The organism is Rhodoferax sp. (assembly GCF_010365055.1).
In the GTDB taxonomy this organism is placed as follows: Bacteria; Pseudomonadota; Gammaproteobacteria; order Burkholderiales; family Burkholderiaceae_C; genus Rhodoferax.
On record NZ_JAAFHA010000034.1, the window covers coordinates 1 to 14,399 of the forward strand.

General features: G+C 62.3%; 15 protein-coding genes. 7 read left to right on the forward strand and 8 right to left on the reverse strand.

Annotated features, from left to right (window positions below):
• The 5 genes from GZ093_RS09700 to GZ093_RS09720 all read right to left on the reverse strand — a co-directional run.
• Nucleotides 1-214: OB-fold nucleic acid binding domain-containing protein (locus GZ093_RS09700; RefSeq protein ID WP_296485353.1), on the reverse strand; the 214-nt coding region annotated here is incomplete at its 3' end.
• A gap of 58 nt (nucleotides 215-272) precedes the next feature.
• Nucleotides 273-1,040, reverse strand: a complete 768-nt coding sequence (locus GZ093_RS09705; protein WP_296485355.1) for an alanyl-tRNA editing protein — start codon at nucleotides 1,038-1,040, stop codon at nucleotides 273-275.
• Nucleotides 1,037-1,171, reverse strand: a complete 135-nt coding sequence (locus GZ093_RS09710; RefSeq protein WP_296485356.1) for a hypothetical protein — start codon at nucleotides 1,169-1,171, stop codon at nucleotides 1,037-1,039. The genes GZ093_RS09705 and GZ093_RS09710 overlap by 4 nt, the downstream gene beginning before the upstream one ends.
• Nucleotides 1,172-1,342: 171 nt before the next feature.
• On the reverse strand, nucleotides 1,343-1,666 hold the full coding sequence (locus GZ093_RS09715) for a type II toxin-antitoxin system YafQ family toxin (protein ID WP_296485423.1): 324 nt from the start codon (nucleotides 1,664-1,666) through the stop codon (nucleotides 1,343-1,345).
• Nucleotides 1,608-1,919, reverse strand: coding sequence for a type II toxin-antitoxin system RelB/DinJ family antitoxin (locus GZ093_RS09720; protein ID WP_296485358.1), 312 nt, complete (start codon nucleotides 1,917-1,919; stop codon nucleotides 1,608-1,610). The genes GZ093_RS09715 and GZ093_RS09720 overlap by 59 nt, the downstream gene beginning before the upstream one ends.
• 278 nt (nucleotides 1,920-2,197) lie before the next feature.
• Between GZ093_RS09720 and GZ093_RS09725 the strand changes: the two genes are divergently transcribed.
• Together GZ093_RS09725 and GZ093_RS09730 are read left to right on the forward strand one after the other, a co-directional pair.
• Nucleotides 2,198-2,671 carry a helix-turn-helix domain-containing protein gene (locus tag GZ093_RS09725; RefSeq protein WP_296485359.1) on the forward strand — a complete coding sequence of 158 codons (474 nt, stop codon included), beginning with the start codon at nucleotides 2,198-2,200 and terminating at the stop codon, nucleotides 2,669-2,671.
• A gap of 9 nt (nucleotides 2,672-2,680) precedes the next feature.
• Nucleotides 2,681-3,115, forward strand: a complete 435-nt coding sequence (locus GZ093_RS09730) for a nucleotidyl transferase AbiEii/AbiGii toxin family protein (protein ID WP_296485361.1) — start codon at nucleotides 2,681-2,683, stop codon at nucleotides 3,113-3,115.
• Between the two features lie 86 nt (nucleotides 3,116-3,201).
• On the opposite strand, the gene GZ093_RS09735 is transcribed toward GZ093_RS09730, so the two are convergent.
• Entirely contained in the window at nucleotides 3,202-6,564 is a 3,363-nt protein-coding gene (locus GZ093_RS09735) for an error-prone DNA polymerase (protein ID WP_296485363.1), read from the reverse strand.
• 165 nt (nucleotides 6,565-6,729) lie between these two features.
• On the opposite strand from GZ093_RS09735, the gene GZ093_RS09740 reads away from it, so the two are divergent.
• The 3 genes from GZ093_RS09740 to GZ093_RS09750 all read left to right on the forward strand — a co-directional run bounded on the left by GZ093_RS09740 (nucleotide 6,730) and on the right by GZ093_RS09750 (nucleotide 10,031).
• A complete protein-coding gene (locus GZ093_RS09740; RefSeq protein ID WP_296485365.1) occupies nucleotides 6,730-6,975 on the forward strand; it encodes a type II toxin-antitoxin system prevent-host-death family antitoxin in 246 nt (81 codons plus the stop codon).
• The gene (locus GZ093_RS09745; RefSeq protein ID WP_296485368.1) at nucleotides 6,972-7,397 is read left to right on the forward strand and encodes a type II toxin-antitoxin system VapC family toxin; all 426 of its coding nucleotides are present in this window, start codon (nucleotides 6,972-6,974) and stop codon (nucleotides 7,395-7,397) included. Before GZ093_RS09740 ends, GZ093_RS09745 begins: the two co-directional genes overlap by 4 nt.
• 69 nt (nucleotides 7,398-7,466) lie before the next feature.
• Nucleotides 7,467-10,031: a diguanylate cyclase gene (locus tag GZ093_RS09750; protein WP_296485370.1), complete on the forward strand. Its 2,565-nt coding sequence runs from the start codon at nucleotides 7,467-7,469 to the stop codon at nucleotides 10,029-10,031.
• 16 nt (nucleotides 10,032-10,047) lie between these two features.
• Here GZ093_RS09750 and GZ093_RS09755 read toward each other — a convergent pair whose 3' ends face one another.
• Nucleotides 10,048-11,421 (reverse strand): DNA polymerase Y family protein, encoded by a 1,374-nt coding sequence (locus GZ093_RS09755; RefSeq protein ID WP_296485371.1) that lies wholly within the window; start codon nucleotides 11,419-11,421, stop codon nucleotides 10,048-10,050.
• A complete protein-coding gene (gene imuA, locus GZ093_RS09760; RefSeq protein WP_296485373.1) occupies nucleotides 11,390-12,235 on the reverse strand; it encodes a translesion DNA synthesis-associated protein ImuA in 846 nt (281 codons plus the stop codon). The genes GZ093_RS09755 and imuA overlap by 32 nt, the downstream gene beginning before the upstream one ends.
• Nucleotides 12,236-12,347: 112 nt before the next feature.
• On the opposite strand from imuA, the gene GZ093_RS09765 reads away from it, so the two are divergent.
• Nucleotides 12,348-13,235 (forward strand): ABC transporter permease, encoded by an 888-nt coding sequence (locus GZ093_RS09765; protein WP_296485375.1) that lies wholly within the window; start codon nucleotides 12,348-12,350, stop codon nucleotides 13,233-13,235.
• 11 nt (nucleotides 13,236-13,246) lie between these two features.
• On the forward strand, nucleotides 13,247-14,227 hold the full coding sequence (locus tag GZ093_RS09770; RefSeq protein ID WP_296485376.1) for a mammalian cell entry protein: 981 nt from the start codon (nucleotides 13,247-13,249) through the stop codon (nucleotides 14,225-14,227).
• The last annotated feature ends 172 nt before the right edge of the window (nucleotides 14,228-14,399 follow it).

The following is a 14,399-nucleotide window of genomic DNA, read 5'->3' on the forward strand; positions in this document are numbered from 1 at the left end:
TCTGCGTCGTCAAGCCGCCCAGCAGCGGCGTCAGGTCTTGCAGGTGCCCGGCAATCAGGTGGCAGACGTCACCGCCACTCTCGACGTCGCGCTGCCAGCTGCCATAGACCGCCAGCAGGCGCGAGCGCAGCAGCGCCGGGCGTTGCCGCTCTTTCAATGACTTCCACACAATCACATTGACCTGGCCGGTTTCGTCTTCGAGGGTGACGAACACCACGCCCCGCCCTAGGCAAAGAAAGAGTTTCAGGTGATGTTTTTGACCCGGCTGCGGCTCATGGGGCAAAACCCAGCACCACACGCCGGGTGCTGGCTGATTTCTTTTCGATCTTGGTGACGATGGCCGGGCCGATCTCTACGGTATTGGCCACATGCGTGCCGCCGCAGGGCTGGAAGTCAATCATCTCTTCGGTGCCGATCCGAATCATGCGGACTTTACCGCTGCCGCGCGGCGGCTGCACCGACATGCTTTTCACCAGCTCCGGCCTGGCGTCCAGTTCGGCATCGGTGATGTCGCCCACAGTGACCGGATGGGCGCCCGCGACCAGTTGGGCAATACCGGCGCTCAGCAGCTCCTTGTCCAGCGCATCAGTCATGTTGAAGTCGAGCCGCGCGTAGTCGGGCGTGATCGAGCAGCCGTTCACCAACTGCGGCACCAGATGGCATAGTAGATGGGTGGCGGTGTGAAAGCGCATCAGGCTGTGCCGCCGAGCCCAGTCGATGCGGGCGGTCACGGTGTCGCCTGCCGCCAGCCTGGCACCGCTTGGTTGCTCCTGATTCAATAGCTGATTTAGCACGTCTGACGGGGGCAAGTGAGTAATTTCATCGTTGAAACTGCCGTCTTCAGACTTGCCCTTGCGGGTGTCGGTAATCACGATTTCGCTGCCATCGGCGCGAATCAGCACACCCGCGTCACCGGCCTGTCCACCGCCCAGCGGATAAAACACGGTGCGATCCAGCACGATGCCCTGTGGCGTGATGGCCGTGACCGTGGCGGTACATTCGGTTAGATAAGCGTCTTGGCGAAAGAGGTCTTGTGTCATGCCGCCCATTTTCGCCCCTGCGCGGCATGGTCCAGCACCAGATGGAACTCCAGTACGTCAAACTTGCACACATGCTGCAGACGCTGCAACAGCGCTTGTTCGATCTGGTCGTCGGAGATGAATTTGGGCATAGTCGCTGATGATAAGGCGCGGCTTCATGCGAACTTTTTTGCCAAGTTGTAGGCGCATGCAACTTGCTGATTTCAATAAGATTTAATCAAATTTAACCAATGGCATCGCCAACTTTTTATGCAACTGCTTTCGTAGAAAAAAGAAACCCGCCGAAGTGGGTTTCTTTGTGGCTATCGCCCAAACAGTTCTGAGTGCGTGCCTGCACGAACAAAAATCACACTGTCGGCCTGCAAACGGTAAATCAGCAGCAGATCACCCTTGGCATGGCATTCACGGTGATCAGCCCACTCGCCTTCCAGCTCATGGTCCAGCCATTCAGCTGGCAATGGCCCTTCATTGGCAATCAACAGCATCATGGCTTCCTTGAGCCGCTGCATGTCTTGCTTGCCTGAGTGGGTCAGTTTCTCCCAATCCTTTCCAAATTGACGTGTGTGATCAGACTTTTTTGGCAGAGGTGCGCGTTTTGCCTTTGCCGGTTTTTTTATCGAGAGCATCAAAAATTTCTTCCGCAGATCCGTAGCGCGCCGCCATTTCACGGGCTTCGATCATTGCTGCAACTGTTTCTGGCGTGGGCTTGCGAACCTCAAAAGGTAAACCGCGAACCTCCACCACTTGTCGCAGAAACAACCGGATAGCACCGCTCAGGTCAAGACCCAATTCGGCGAGCACTTCGGTAGATTGTTTCTTCAAGTCAGGTTCGATCCGTGACCGGATTTCCGCTGACTTCCCATACGTTGCTGCTTGCATAGTGTTTGTGATTGAGTAATTGATGCGTTTGCGTTTAATTTTTACGTTTGCTTTTGATTCAGAATTTAAATTTAGTGTTTGGATTTTTTGCAGTACGTAGCGGCAATGTAGCTACAAATTGAGTTGATGTCAACCTTTGCTGTGGATGGAAGCGCTTACGTCAATGGATTTCTTCGGGGAAGGCTTTTACCCAGACACGAGGTAGAAAAAAGGCTAATAGCCAAAATTAGTTTCTCATTATTTACATTTTTGCCTAAATGTATAAAATGAGAAACACTATGCCAGCACCTCCACTCGCCATCTCCAATGCCACTGCCACCCGATTGGACGCTCTCGGGCAGCAGATTCGTACGCGCCGCAAGGCGCTGGGAATCAACGCCACGGTGGCGGCAGAGGCGGCTGGCCTGTCGCGCGTGACATTGCACCGTATTGAAAAAGGTGCCCCCGCGGTCACCATGGCGGCCTACCTGAACGTCATGGCAGCGCTTGGGCTGGACTTCAGCCTGAGCCTGCCAGCCGATCAAGCCGCCGTTGCGCCCCCCGCCGACCACACCGGCTGGCTGCCGGCGCGGGTGCGCCTGGGTGACTACCCGCAACTCAAGCAACTCGCCTGGCAAGTACATGGCGTTGATGAACTGACCCCGGCAGAGGCGCTCAGCATCTATGAGCGCAACTGGCGCCATATCGACGCATCAAAGCTGCAGCCGCATGAACAACAACTGGTCGATGCCTTGCGCCTGGCCCTGACATGAGCACCCGCCATGTTTGAACGACCGCACCACCAGCGCATTGCACAGGTACTGCGTGCGCTCAATGCCCCCTTGCTGCGCGAAAACCACTGCCTGTTTGGCGGGGGTACGGCCATCGCGCTACGGTATGGCGAATACCGCGAGTCGGTTGACATTGACTTTCTGGTATCAAGCCTTGCCAGCTACCGCAACCTGCGCCAGTTGCTGACAAACCCAGGTGGCATTGCCGGCATTGTTCATGCGCAAGCCGCGCCCCTGGAGCAAGTCAAAGAGGTGCGGGCCGATCAATATGGCATTCGCACCATGCTGCGTGTGGCTGAGCAGCCCATCAAGTTCGAGATTGTTCTGGACCGGCAGGGCTGGCTGGAGCGCTGCATGCAGGCCATGGCTATGGTGGAACCCAAGGCCGTGGTGTGGCAGCGGCTCCGGGGGCTGCGCAGAAATTGAGCAGAAATATTGGTCAAATTGGCCAGTTGACCCTATTGCCATGTTTTCAAAATGTGTTTGTAGCGGCTTGATGGCATGCGGTGCGTTCAACAAAACTCCCGGCTCTGCGTCGTCAAGCCGCCCAGCAGCGGCGTCAGGTCTTGCAGGTGCCCGGCAATCAGGTGGCAGACGTCACCGCCACTCTCGACATCGCGCTGCCAGGTGCCATAGACCGCAAGCAGGCGCGAGCGCAGCAGCGCCGGGCGTTGCCGCTCTTTCAATGACTTCCACACAATCACATTGACATGGCCGGTTTCGTCTTCGAGGGTGACAAACACCACACCTTTGGCGGTTTGCGGTTGCTGGCGCATGGTGACGATTCCGCAGGCGCGCGCCAGCCGGCCGTTGGGCAGGTCGCGCAGTTGCGCCGCTGTCATCAGCTTCATTTTTGATAGCTGCTCGCGCAACAGCAACAAGGGGTGCGACCTTAAAGTGAGCCCCAGTGCGGCGTAGTCGAAGATCACTTCTTCGCCCTCGCTGGCTGGCGGGAGTTGCAACGCCGCTTCTGCCACCGGCACCGCCCGCAGCAAGCCGGGCGTGGGCTGCAGCGCCGCCGCATCCCACACCTGCTGGCGCCGGTGGCCTGACAGGCTGGCGAGCGCGTCGGCACTGGCCAGCGCCTTGAGGTCGCCGGCATCGAGCGCGCAGCGCAGGGCCAGGTCTTCGGTGCTGGTGAACGGGGCTTCAACACGCGCTGCCACGATGCGCTGGGCGGCCGATTCAGACAGGCCGCTGACCTGGCGCAGACCGAGGCGAACGGCTAGCGATCTGCACACGTCGGGTGATTGAGCGATAACGCTGCGGGGTGTCTTGGTGGCACCGCTATTGGGGTCTGAGCCCAAATCGGTGCTTGGCCTGGTGTTTTGCGAAGATTTCTGCCCCGAATTGGGATCCGACCCCAAAAGCTTCGTTGCTTCTTTGCCATTGCTGTTCCCAAAATCGTAATCTGAGCCCAAACGCTTGCTTGATTTCACTGACCCAATTGCTGGCTCCAGCGTGCAGTCCCAATCGCTGTGGCTCACATCGACGGCGCGCACCTCGACGCCGTGGCGCTGAGCATCCTGCACCAGTTGCGACGGGCCGTAAAAGCCCATGGGCTGGCTGTTGAGCATGGCGGCGAGAAAGCAGGCGGGTTCATGGTGTTTGAGCCAGCTGCTCACATAGACCAGCAGCGCAAAGCTGGCAGCGTGGCTCTCGGGGAAACCGTATTCGCCAAAGCCTTCGATCTGGCTAAAAATTTGCTCGGCAAACTCCGATGTGTAGCCGTTTTTCAGCATGCCGCCGACCAGCCGGTCGTAGAACTTGTGGACGCCGCCCTGGCGCTTCCAGGCGGCCATGGAGCGGCGCAGACTGTCGGCCTCGCCTGCGGAAAAATCCGCCGCCGCCATGGCAATCTGCATCACCTGCTCCTGAAAAATCGGCACGCCCAGGGTGCGTTTGAGCACTTCTTTGAGTGCCGGGCTGGCGTACTGCACCTGCGCCGGGTGCTCGCGTGCCTTCAGGTACGGGTGCACCATACCGCCCTGAATCGGCCCGGGGCGCACGATCGCGACCTCGACCACCAGATCGTAAAAGCAACGGGGTTTGAGGCGCGGCAACATGCTCATCTGCGCGCGGCTCTCGATCTGGAACACGCCCACGGTGTCGGCCTGGCAGATCATGGCGTAAGTGGCGGGGTCTTCGATCGGGATGTCCTGCATGCGGAACAGCGTGCCGCGCTGCACGCTGATGAGGTCCAGGCAGCGGCGGATGGCGCTGAGCATGCCCAGCGCCAGCACGTCCACCTTGAGCAGCCCCATGGCGTCCAGATCGTCCTTGTCCCACTGGATGATGGAGCGCTCCGCCATGGCGGCGTTCTCCACCGGCACCAGGCGCGTGAGCTTGCCGCGGGTCAGCACAAAGCCGCCCGGATGCTGGCTCAAGTGGCGCGGAAAACGCTGCAACTGGGTGCTCAGCTCAAACCACAGTTGCAGCTGCTGCGGCGCTGGTGGCGCAAAGTCCGGTCCCAGGCGCGCCATTGCCGATTGCAGCCGCTCAGCCAACACCGTGCGGCTGTACATGCCGGGGTGCTCTTTGGCCAGCGCCGTGATCAAAGCCTCGGGAATAGTCAAAGCACGACCCACATCGCGCAAGGCACTGCGTGGCCGGTAGCTGATGACCACGGCGCTCAAGGCGGCGCGTTCCCGCCCGTACTTGGCGTAGATGTACTGGATCACCTCTTCGCGCCGCTGGTGCTCAAAGTCGACGTCAATATCGGGCGGCTCGTCGCGCTCTCTGGAAATGAAACGCTCGAACAGCATGGCCATGCGCGAAGGATCGACCTCGGTCACGCCCAGGCAGTAGCACACCGCCGAATTGGCAGCCGACCCGCGGCCCTGGCACAGGATGTGGCGGCTGCGCGCAAAGCGCACGATGTCATGCACGGTCAGGAAATACATCTCGAACTTCAGTTCCTCAATCAGCGCCAGTTCGTGCGCCAGCTGCTGCTGCACAGATGCTGGCGTGCCCTGCGGGTAGCGATTGAGCGCACCCTCGGCGGTGTAGCGGCGCAGGGTTTGCGCGGCTGACAAGCCCGGCAGCACCGTCTCCAGCGGGTACTGGTAGCGCAACTCGTCGAGGCTGAAGGTGCAGCGCTGGGCCACGCGCAGCGTATTGGCGAGCACGTCGGGCGGATAAATAGCGACTAGGCGCTGGCGCGAGCGCAGGTGCGCCTCCGCATTGGGCTGCAAGGCCCGACCGCAGTCGAATACCGGCTGGCCCAGCCGCACGGCGCTGAGCACATCCTGCAGCGGCTTGCGCGAGCGCACATGCATGTGCACGTTGCCAGCCGCCACCAGCGGAACGCCGCTGAGCCGGGCCAGTTGCTGCAGCCGCTGGCCTTGCAGCGCGTCGTCAGGCGTCAGCAGCGACTCGGTCAATAGCCACAAATTTGTGCCAAACAGGGCTCTAGCCCTCGTCGTTATTGCATGAGCAGCTTCGAAAAAAAGAGCATACGGCAGTGCCAGCAAGACCTCGCAACCACTCAGCAGACCCCAGGGCGCGTCTTGCCAGACCAACCAGTACTGACCTTTGGGCGCAGCCCGGCGCGCCTGGGTGATGAACTCGCACAGGTCACCCCAGGCCTGCAGGTCGTGCGGTAGCGCCACCAGGTGAAAGCCGGCCGCAGGCTGGGCACCATCACCCCGTGTCACGGCAAACTCGGCGCCGGGCAGCAACTTAAAACCCAGTTTTTTCGCCTCGGTATGCGCGCGCACCACGCCCGCCACCGAGCACTCATCGGTCAAGGCCAGCGCCGTGTAGCCGAGCGCGGCGGCCCGCGCCACCAGTTCTTCTGGGTGCGAGGCGCCGCGCCCAAAGCTGAAGTTGGACAGGCAATGCAGCTCGGCGTAGGCGGGCAAACGAGACGACATGATTTCTGCGCCTGAGAATTGAATTTAAACTGTATAAAATTACAGTATAAACAGTGCGAACTGGATGTCTCACTGCCTTGTGCGAACTAGGGCTGCACATAGCGAAAAGATTGACTTTGCCCAACTGGTCTATATACTAGTCTGTCTCATTTGTTGGAGCGACCCATGAAGATCGAAGTCGGATCATACGAAGCCAAAACGAAGCTGCCGGAACTGCTACGCGGAGTCCAGGCGGGTAAGCGCTACACCATCACGCTGCGGGGCGAGGCCGTGGCCGAGCTGGTGCCAGCGCAAGACAACAGTCACTTTGATGCCGTCGAAGCCGCCGACGAAATGCTGGCCTTCATGCAGACCCGTAAGCCGGTGGGTCGGGTCGATCTCAAGGCGCTCATCAACGAGGGGCGGGCATGAGTTTTGTTCTGGATGCGTCTGTGGCACTGCTCTGGTTGGTGCCTCAAACCAATCCGGCAGGCGTCGATTACGCCAGTGCGGCGCTCAAGGCATTAAAGGAATCGCAAGCCATTGCGCCCTCGCTGATGACTCTTGAAATAGCCAATGTTGTCGCGAAGCTTGAATTAAAGGGGCTTGTGGCTGAAGCAGACTCGCAACGCTTCATTGCGCTCTTGGGGCGGCTCAACATAGTGACCGATCAAGCGACGGCGCCGCACGCCTTGGGCGATACCCTGAATCTTGCCAGGCGCTATAAGCTATCGGCCTACGATGCGGCCTATTTGGAACTGGCGCTGCGCGCGGGCCTGCCGCTGGCAACGCTTGATGCCAATCTGGCGAAGGCAGCCACAACCGCGGGCGTTCCGATCTTCGGCATGCACTGATACGGCAGTGCAGCCGCTACCCGGTTCCGGCCTCAGAATCCACTTAGCCATAAAACCCAGGGAGCACCCATGGATCTGTTCGCCCTCAACGACGAAGTCGATCTGCTTGAGCGCAGCTTGGCGGCGCTTCATGGGACGTCAAGACTTGCCCCGCTGGTCACGCTGGCCTGGCATCTGCGCCAGCGTGACTGTGCGCGGGCGCTGGCACTGGCCGACGAAGCGCAAGCCTTGCTGGCACTCTCGGCGCAGGGCCGCGAGTCGCAACGACTCGCGGCCCGACTGATGCTGCTGCGCGCCGAAGTCAAGTTGATGTTCGCCGACTTGCCCGCCGCGCAGCAACTGGGCCAAGCTGCCATGACAGCCTTTGCGGGCGTGCAGGACCCGCTGGGCCAGGGTGATGTGAGCTGGTTGCGGGCCTCGATTGCGACTGATCGGGGCGATGGCGATCAAATCACGGCGTGTTTGAATCAGGCGCTCATCCACTACCGGGCCGGTGGCGACCTGCTGCGCACGGATGCAGCCCTGGCGCGCAGCCTGATCTATGCGGCATTTCGCGACCCGGCGGTCACCGCCGTGCGCCTGCAGCACCAGTTTCCGGCGAACCTGATGCGTGCGGCTGGCGTCACACCCTGGGTTGAGACGGCCCAAGCCAACGTCGCGGGCCTGACCAACGACCCGGGCCGCTCCATCCGGCATGATCTGGCGGCCTACCACGGTGCGCTTGACATCGGCCAGATCCGCGCCGCGCTGGTATCGGTCAATAACGCCGTCGAAGCCTTCACCCTCCTGGGCGACCTGGATGCCGCCCTGGAATGGATGGAAAGCGCCCTGGCCCTGGCGCGCAGCACCGGCTGGCCGGCCAGTGTCGGGGTCTGTCTGATGCAAATGGGCGACGTGATGCGCCTGATGACACGCCATGATGAGGCCAAGCGTTATCTCCAGGAAGCCTTGGTGGTGATGGCACCCGTGGCGGGATCACGCAACTATGAACAGGTGCTGGGTAACCTGGGGCAACTGGCGTTGGACATGGGTGATTTCGCCGCCGCACTCGCCTGGTTTTCCCAGTTTGAGGAACACGTTCAAGCACACCAGGCGCCTGATCTGCTGATCAAGGCCTGGCGCGGCCAAGCCAGTTCCCTGTTTCACCTGGGCCGCCCGGATGAGGCCAGCGTCAAAGCCCAAGCGGCGTTAGCGCTGGCGCGCGAGCACGGCAATGCCGAGGGGCAAATTCAGGCGCTGCGCATCCTGGCAAAGGTGCAGTCGACCGACAGCGCGACCACGCTGGACTACCTGAATCAGGCCCTGGAGGTTGCTGCCACGATCGACGGCTACAGCGCCGCCCCGGGACTGCTGTACCAGGTGGCTGCGGCCGATGCGGCCAGTGGCAACTTTCGCGCGGCCTACGACAACGCGCTGGCCGCGAACGCAGCACGCAACAGGATGCACAGCGAGGAAGCGCAAAAGCGGGTGCTGGCGATGCAGATCCGCCAGCAACTGGAGCGCGCCCGCTCTGAAACAGAGACCCATCGGCAACTCGCAGCCACCCTGAAAGAAACCGCCGCCACGCTCGAAACGCTGGGCGTCATCGGGCGTGAAATTACCGCCAGTCTGGACGCACAGGCGGTGTTTGAGGCGCTGCACGCCCACGTCAACCGCTTGCTCGACGCCACCTTTTTTGCCGTTTATCTGCTCGCCCCTGATCACAAGTCGCTGGGCACGGCCTTCGGCATTGAGGCCGGTGCGCCCTTGCCGGTCAGCACAGTGGCACTGGATCATCCGACCTCGATGTTTGCCCGTTGCGCCCGTGAGCGCCAGGAGGTCATGATCGGGCGGGAGCCGGGCGTGGCCGACCCGAACCTCATTCCAGGCACGCTGCCCTGCCTGAGTCAGCTTTGCTTTCCGCTGATCGCCGGAGAACGGCTGCTGGGGGCGATATCGGTTCAGTCGCCGCGCGCGCAGGCCTATGGTGAGCGTGAGCATGCCATTTTTCGCACCCTGTGCGCCTACGGTGCGATTGCGCTGGACAACGCCAGCGCCTATGACGTGGCGCATGCCGCCCAGAAGCGGGCCGATCAGGCGCTGGTCGAGTTGCGTCAAACCCAGACCCAGTTGTTGGCGCAAAACCGGCAGCTCGAACGACTCTCGATCACCGATCAACTGACCGGCCTGTACAACCGCCTGCAACTCGATCGAACGCTGGAAGAAGAACGTTTGCGCCATCTGCGCTACGCGAGCAACGTGTGCGTGCTGCTGCTCGACATTGACCGCTTCAAGTCGATCAACGACAGGTTCGGACATTTGGTCGGCGATCAGGTCTTGATCGGCATCGGCCACATCTTGCAAACCAATGTGCGTGAAGTGGATGTGGTGGGACGTTGGGGTGGCGAAGAGTTCCTGGTGATTTGCCGTGAAACGGCGATGGAAGGCGCGCTGCTGTTGGCCGAGAAACTGCGAACGGCCATTGAGGCGCATGAATTTGAGCAAGTCGGCACCCAATCAGTCAGTTTGGGGGTTGCCATGTTGCGCCAGGGCGACACGGTGACGCAAACCATCGCCCGCGCCGACGCTGCCCTGTACCGAGCCAAAGACGCTGGCCGTAATCGGGTCGAAGGTGGCGAACACACGCTGGCGTGAGTCGCACGCCCAGCGGTCAGGCAAACAGGCCATGCAAATACCAGTGCGCATCGGCATCAGCGCCCTGCCCCACCCCTGCAGCCACGCCCGCCCCGGCGCTGCCTTGCCCGCTCAGGCGCTCACGGTAAATCCAGAGCAAGCCCAGGCGTTCGCTGCGGGCCAGAAAATAGTCGCGCAAGGCGCAGTCGCTGGCCTCCCACCAACCGGCCTCCAGCCGCTGTGGACCGGCCACCAGCGTCAGGGGTCCGTGGTGCTGGGGCCGCTGCTGGTGCAGCGCGAGTGGGCGCGCCGTGGCCAGCAGCCAGCTTGGATAAAGCACCGAACTATTTACATCATTTAGGGATCTAGCCCCCGTACTACCTGCGTAAGAAGCTATTAATTGTGCAGCACTCACCGCCGGTTGCCAGACCTGCATTTTTTCGGGCCGGTGCTCAGAACACGGCCGCATCTGCAACACCTGCTGCGCGCCCAGGCGGGCACTGAGCCGCTCCAGCAACTGCTGCAGACCATCGCCCGGGCGGCGCGCATCGGGCAACAAACTGGCCGTTTCACCTGCCAGTTTTTGCGTCTCCAGCGTGCGCAGGCACAAGGTATGCACTGGCGCGGGCAAGGTGACTTGTGCCAGCTGTTCGCCCGCCAGGCGCAGCAAATGGGCGGTATCGCCGCTCGGTTCAAAGCTGCGCAGCACCAGTTGGCCCTGGGGCGCGGTGTTGCGCCGCTCATCCATCTGCCAGCGCAGCTCCAGCGCCAGCACGCCCCGATGCCGCAGTTGCAGCCAGCGCTGCAACTGCGCCAGCAAGCGGCGCGCGCCAAACAGCAGCGCCGGTGCGGATTCAACCTGGGCGCCCAGTTCCAGCGTGGCTTCAAACACCTCGGGCAGCGCCAGCCAGGGGTAAACGTCGGGCGCCGCGCCATAGGCCTGGTCCAGCGCTGCCAGCAGGGGCGCGCCAAAGCGCCGTGCCACGCCGCCCCGCGGGAGCGCGCGCAGTTGGCCCCAGTGGCTGCAGCCGATCCGCTCTAACGTGGCCAGATGGGCGCGCGCTGCTGCCAGCGTGTGCAGCGGCAGATCGTCGGGCAGTGTGCGCGCCAAGACGGGGTCCTGGAGCCGCGCATAAGCTACCAAAGACGTAGCGCCTTGTGAATACTGGACGGGGGCTAGCGGCTTATTTGATGTATAAATTTGACGCAGCAGCGCCCGCTTGCCCCCCCACAGGCGCTCACTGGCCGACACCTCCAGCAGCAACGCATCTTCGAGCCGCGCGACCTTGGGCGTGTACTGCAGCGCCCATTGCGCCAAGGCGAGCAGCGCATTGGGTGACTCATCGGCTGCGCTGCCGGTTGCGCGGGTCCAGACGGCATCAAGCCTCGGTTGCAAGGCAATCCAGTGCATGAGCGCTCTCCTTTCTGGCACCGAGCGTTTGAGCAGGCTTTGCAAGCGTTGGCTGACCATCAACCGCAGCCGGTCCGGCCTGCGGGCGCTCAGCCCGCAAAGCCAGCAACACCGCCAGGCTGGCAGGGCGGGCCGGGAGCACCAGGGTGCGCGCCAGCGGCGCGCCGCGGCGTTTGAGAATCTGCACTTGCAAGGCGTCGTTCGTCACATCGCCCCCCGCAAACGCAGTCATCAGATCGGCACTACTTGCGTCGACTGCCGCTGCGATGGTGGGTGCACCGCCCAGCAGCAGGCGCAGCACGGCGGGCGAGGACTCGCTTTGCGCCCCAGACGGTCGCAGCACAAACAGGAGCTTGCTGTGGGTCTGGGCGGCAAGTTGCAAACGCCGCAGTTGCTCGGCCCGCACCTGCGGCAACCAGGCCAGCACGGCGCCCACCTCGCCGCAGCGCAGCGCCTGCTCGGCGGCCCACAGTCGTTGCGCCGGCATGGCGGCGCCCACCCACAGCAGCCGCCGGGCATCCAGGCCTTGCGCCGCCAGCCCGGGGCCAAACGGTACATGCGGCGGGCCCACCAGCACCAGCGGGCCGGGGCGGTGCGCCAAGGCCGGCAGCAACAGGCGCCACTCCTGGCAGACACCGGGCGGCTGCAAGATTTCACAGAGAGCGCCGACCGGCCAACCGCCGCCAGGCAACTCGGAGTCGAGCGCGCCGTGGCCGCTGGCAAGCGTGGCCCCGCAAGCGCCGGCCAGCGCATCAGCGCGCCAGACGGCGGCGCCAAAGTCAAGAGAGGCAACAGACAGGGAACGCGGCGACATGGCAAATTTCTGAAAATAGACGACAAATAACTGTATGTATAAACAGTATAGTGAATTGCCTGGTTTGCGTGTTGTTGATTCAGTCACACATCGGGCTCGTTATCATCCGGCCATGCCGACCCGCTCCAGCACCCACCTTGACAGCGCCGCCTGGGGCCGGGCCCTGCTGCGCGGAGCAGCCAGTTGGTGGCACATGATTCACCTGGGCGCCATCGTGCTGGTGCTGGCCCTGTCACCCTCCACCTACAACCGCGCCAACCGTGCCATGACCTCGCGCCATATCTATGCCAGCACCTGGCAGGTACTGCCCTGGTTCACGGCCATGGCCGCCCTGTTCAGCCTGGTGCTGATCCGCATCGTGGTGGTGACGGCGCTGAGCTACGGCCTGTCGCAATACGCCCTGCAGATGGTGGTGCGGGTGCTGGTGCTGGAGCTCATTCCGCTGTCGGCGGCCTTGTTTGTGGCGCTGCGCGCCGGCATGACGTTTAACGCGCATGCCAACGCTCAGCAAGCTCATGAAGATTTCACCGCGCCCCCTGAGCCTGGCCTGTCGCGTTCTGGCGCCCCCATTGAGAGGTCTGGACCCGCAGAGCCGGAACGGAAATTGCGTCTTCGTCAGGTCGAATCAATTGGCATCACCCGTCTGCGCGCGGATGTGGTGCCGCGCGTGATGGCGGGCGCTTTTTCGGTGCTGACGCTGGCCATGATCAACAGTGTGATTGTGCTGGTGCTGGCCTACCTCACGGTCTACGGCTTGTCACCCTGGGGCTTGCCGGGCTACACGCGCACCGTCGGCCAGGTGTTCGACCTGTCCGTCACGTTGGGTTTTGCCCTCAAAACCATCTTCTTCAGTCTGGCCGTGGCGGTGGTGCCGATGGCCGCCAGTCTGGAAGCGGCGCGCGAAAACGCCCGCACCAACGGCGTGCAGCCCGGTGCCGCGCGCCTGTTTTTGGTCCTGTTATTGATCGAGGCCGCCTCGCTGGCGGTGAAGTACATCTAAGCTCACATCGTATGGAACCGCAATCCCCGCCCTCATCCTCCGCCGACGCGCCGCCTGCGGCGACCGTCGCCCATGTCGAGTTCAAGGCCATCCTGCTGCTGGCCCTGGTCACCACCGTGATCTGCGGTTTTTTGTTGTATGTGATGGTCGCGCGCGGCGTGTTCGAGAAAACCCAGCAGTTGGTGCTTATTGCCGACGACTCCGAAGGGGTCATCGTCGGCATGGACCTCACCTTCTCGGGCTTTCCGATCGGCCGCGTGCGGCGCATCGAGTTGGCCGCCGACGGCAAGGCACGCATGGTGATCGACGTGCCGCTCAAGGACGCGCCCTGGCTGCGTACATCGAGCATCTTCACCATGGAACGCAGCATGGTGGGCGAAACCCGCCTGCGCGCCTTCAGCGGCATCTTGAGCGACCCGCTCTTGCCCGCCGATGCCGAGCGCACGGTGCTGCGCGGCGACACCAACGCCGAGATCCCGCGCATCGTGGCATCTACCCGCGCGCTGTTGGAAAACCTGGAGAACATGACCGGGGCGGAGTCTGCGATCAACACCAGCCTGGGTCATTTAAAGACAGTCAGCGAACGCTTGACCGGCCGCTACGGCATGCTCAGCGGCGTGATGGGCAGCGAGGACAACGCCAAAAAAATCATTGCCACGCTGGACCACGCCAACGCGCTGCTGGCCAAAGCCGATCAGCGCATTTTTGGCGCCAAGGGCGTGATGGACAGCACCCAGGCCGCCGTGGATGGCTCGCAGGCGGCCATCCGGGAACTCACCGGCGTCTTGACCGACGCCCGCGCCAGCCTGAAAAAAGTGGATGCGGTGCTGGCCGAAGCCCAGGCCGTGGGCGCCAACGCGCGCGTCGCCAGCGCCGACCTGGGTGCGCTGCGCGCCGAGGTCGAGATCAGCCTGCGCAAGGTGACGCAACTGGTGGACGAGGTGAACCGCAAATGGCCGTTTGCCCGGGAGACGGAGATTAAATTGCCATGAGGGGGTTTTCTTGTTTTTGGGGTTTTCGCTAGTCTTTTGTTTATTGCTGACGCATGTATTTCCCCCTCTCCCCCAGCCCCTCTCCACCCCCGCCGGGGCGGAAAGGGGAGCTAACAACCACATTTGGCCAACTTTTTAAAGGCGGGAAAGAAGTGGATCGGACGCGCGCTGG

Excerpts from the sequence above, each read along its gene's own strand:
- GZ093_RS09705 (WP_296485355.1), bottom strand. The coding sequence starts at position 1,040 with ATGACACAAGACCTCTTTCGCCAAGACGCTTATCTAACCGAATGTACC.
- GZ093_RS09710 (WP_296485356.1), bottom strand. The coding sequence starts at position 1,171 with ATGCCCAAATTCATCTCCGACGACCAGATCGAACAAGCGCTGTTGCAG.
- GZ093_RS09715 (WP_296485423.1), bottom strand. The coding sequence starts at position 1,666 with ATGCTCTCGATAAAAAAACCGGCAAAGGCAAAACGCGCACCTCTGCCA.
- GZ093_RS09720 (WP_296485358.1), bottom strand. The coding sequence starts at position 1,919 with ATGCAAGCAGCAACGTATGGGAAGTCAGCGGAAATCCGGTCACGGATC.
- GZ093_RS09725 (WP_296485359.1), top strand. The coding sequence starts at position 2,198 with ATGCCAGCACCTCCACTCGCCATCTCCAATGCCACTGCCACCCGATTG.
- GZ093_RS09730 (WP_296485361.1), top strand. The coding sequence starts at position 2,681 with ATGTTTGAACGACCGCACCACCAGCGCATTGCACAGGTACTGCGTGCG.
- GZ093_RS09735 (WP_296485363.1), bottom strand. The coding sequence starts at position 6,564 with ATGTCGTCTCGTTTGCCCGCCTACGCCGAGCTGCATTGCCTGTCCAAC.
- GZ093_RS09740 (WP_296485365.1), top strand. The coding sequence starts at position 6,730 with ATGAAGATCGAAGTCGGATCATACGAAGCCAAAACGAAGCTGCCGGAA.
- GZ093_RS09745 (WP_296485368.1), top strand. The coding sequence starts at position 6,972 with ATGAGTTTTGTTCTGGATGCGTCTGTGGCACTGCTCTGGTTGGTGCCT.
- GZ093_RS09750 (WP_296485370.1), top strand. The coding sequence starts at position 7,467 with ATGGATCTGTTCGCCCTCAACGACGAAGTCGATCTGCTTGAGCGCAGC.
- GZ093_RS09755 (WP_296485371.1), bottom strand. The coding sequence starts at position 11,421 with ATGCACTGGATTGCCTTGCAACCGAGGCTTGATGCCGTCTGGACCCGC.
- imuA (WP_296485373.1), bottom strand. The coding sequence starts at position 12,235 with ATGTCGCCGCGTTCCCTGTCTGTTGCCTCTCTTGACTTTGGCGCCGCC.
- GZ093_RS09765 (WP_296485375.1), top strand. The coding sequence starts at position 12,348 with ATGCCGACCCGCTCCAGCACCCACCTTGACAGCGCCGCCTGGGGCCGG.
- GZ093_RS09770 (WP_296485376.1), top strand. The coding sequence starts at position 13,247 with ATGGAACCGCAATCCCCGCCCTCATCCTCCGCCGACGCGCCGCCTGCG.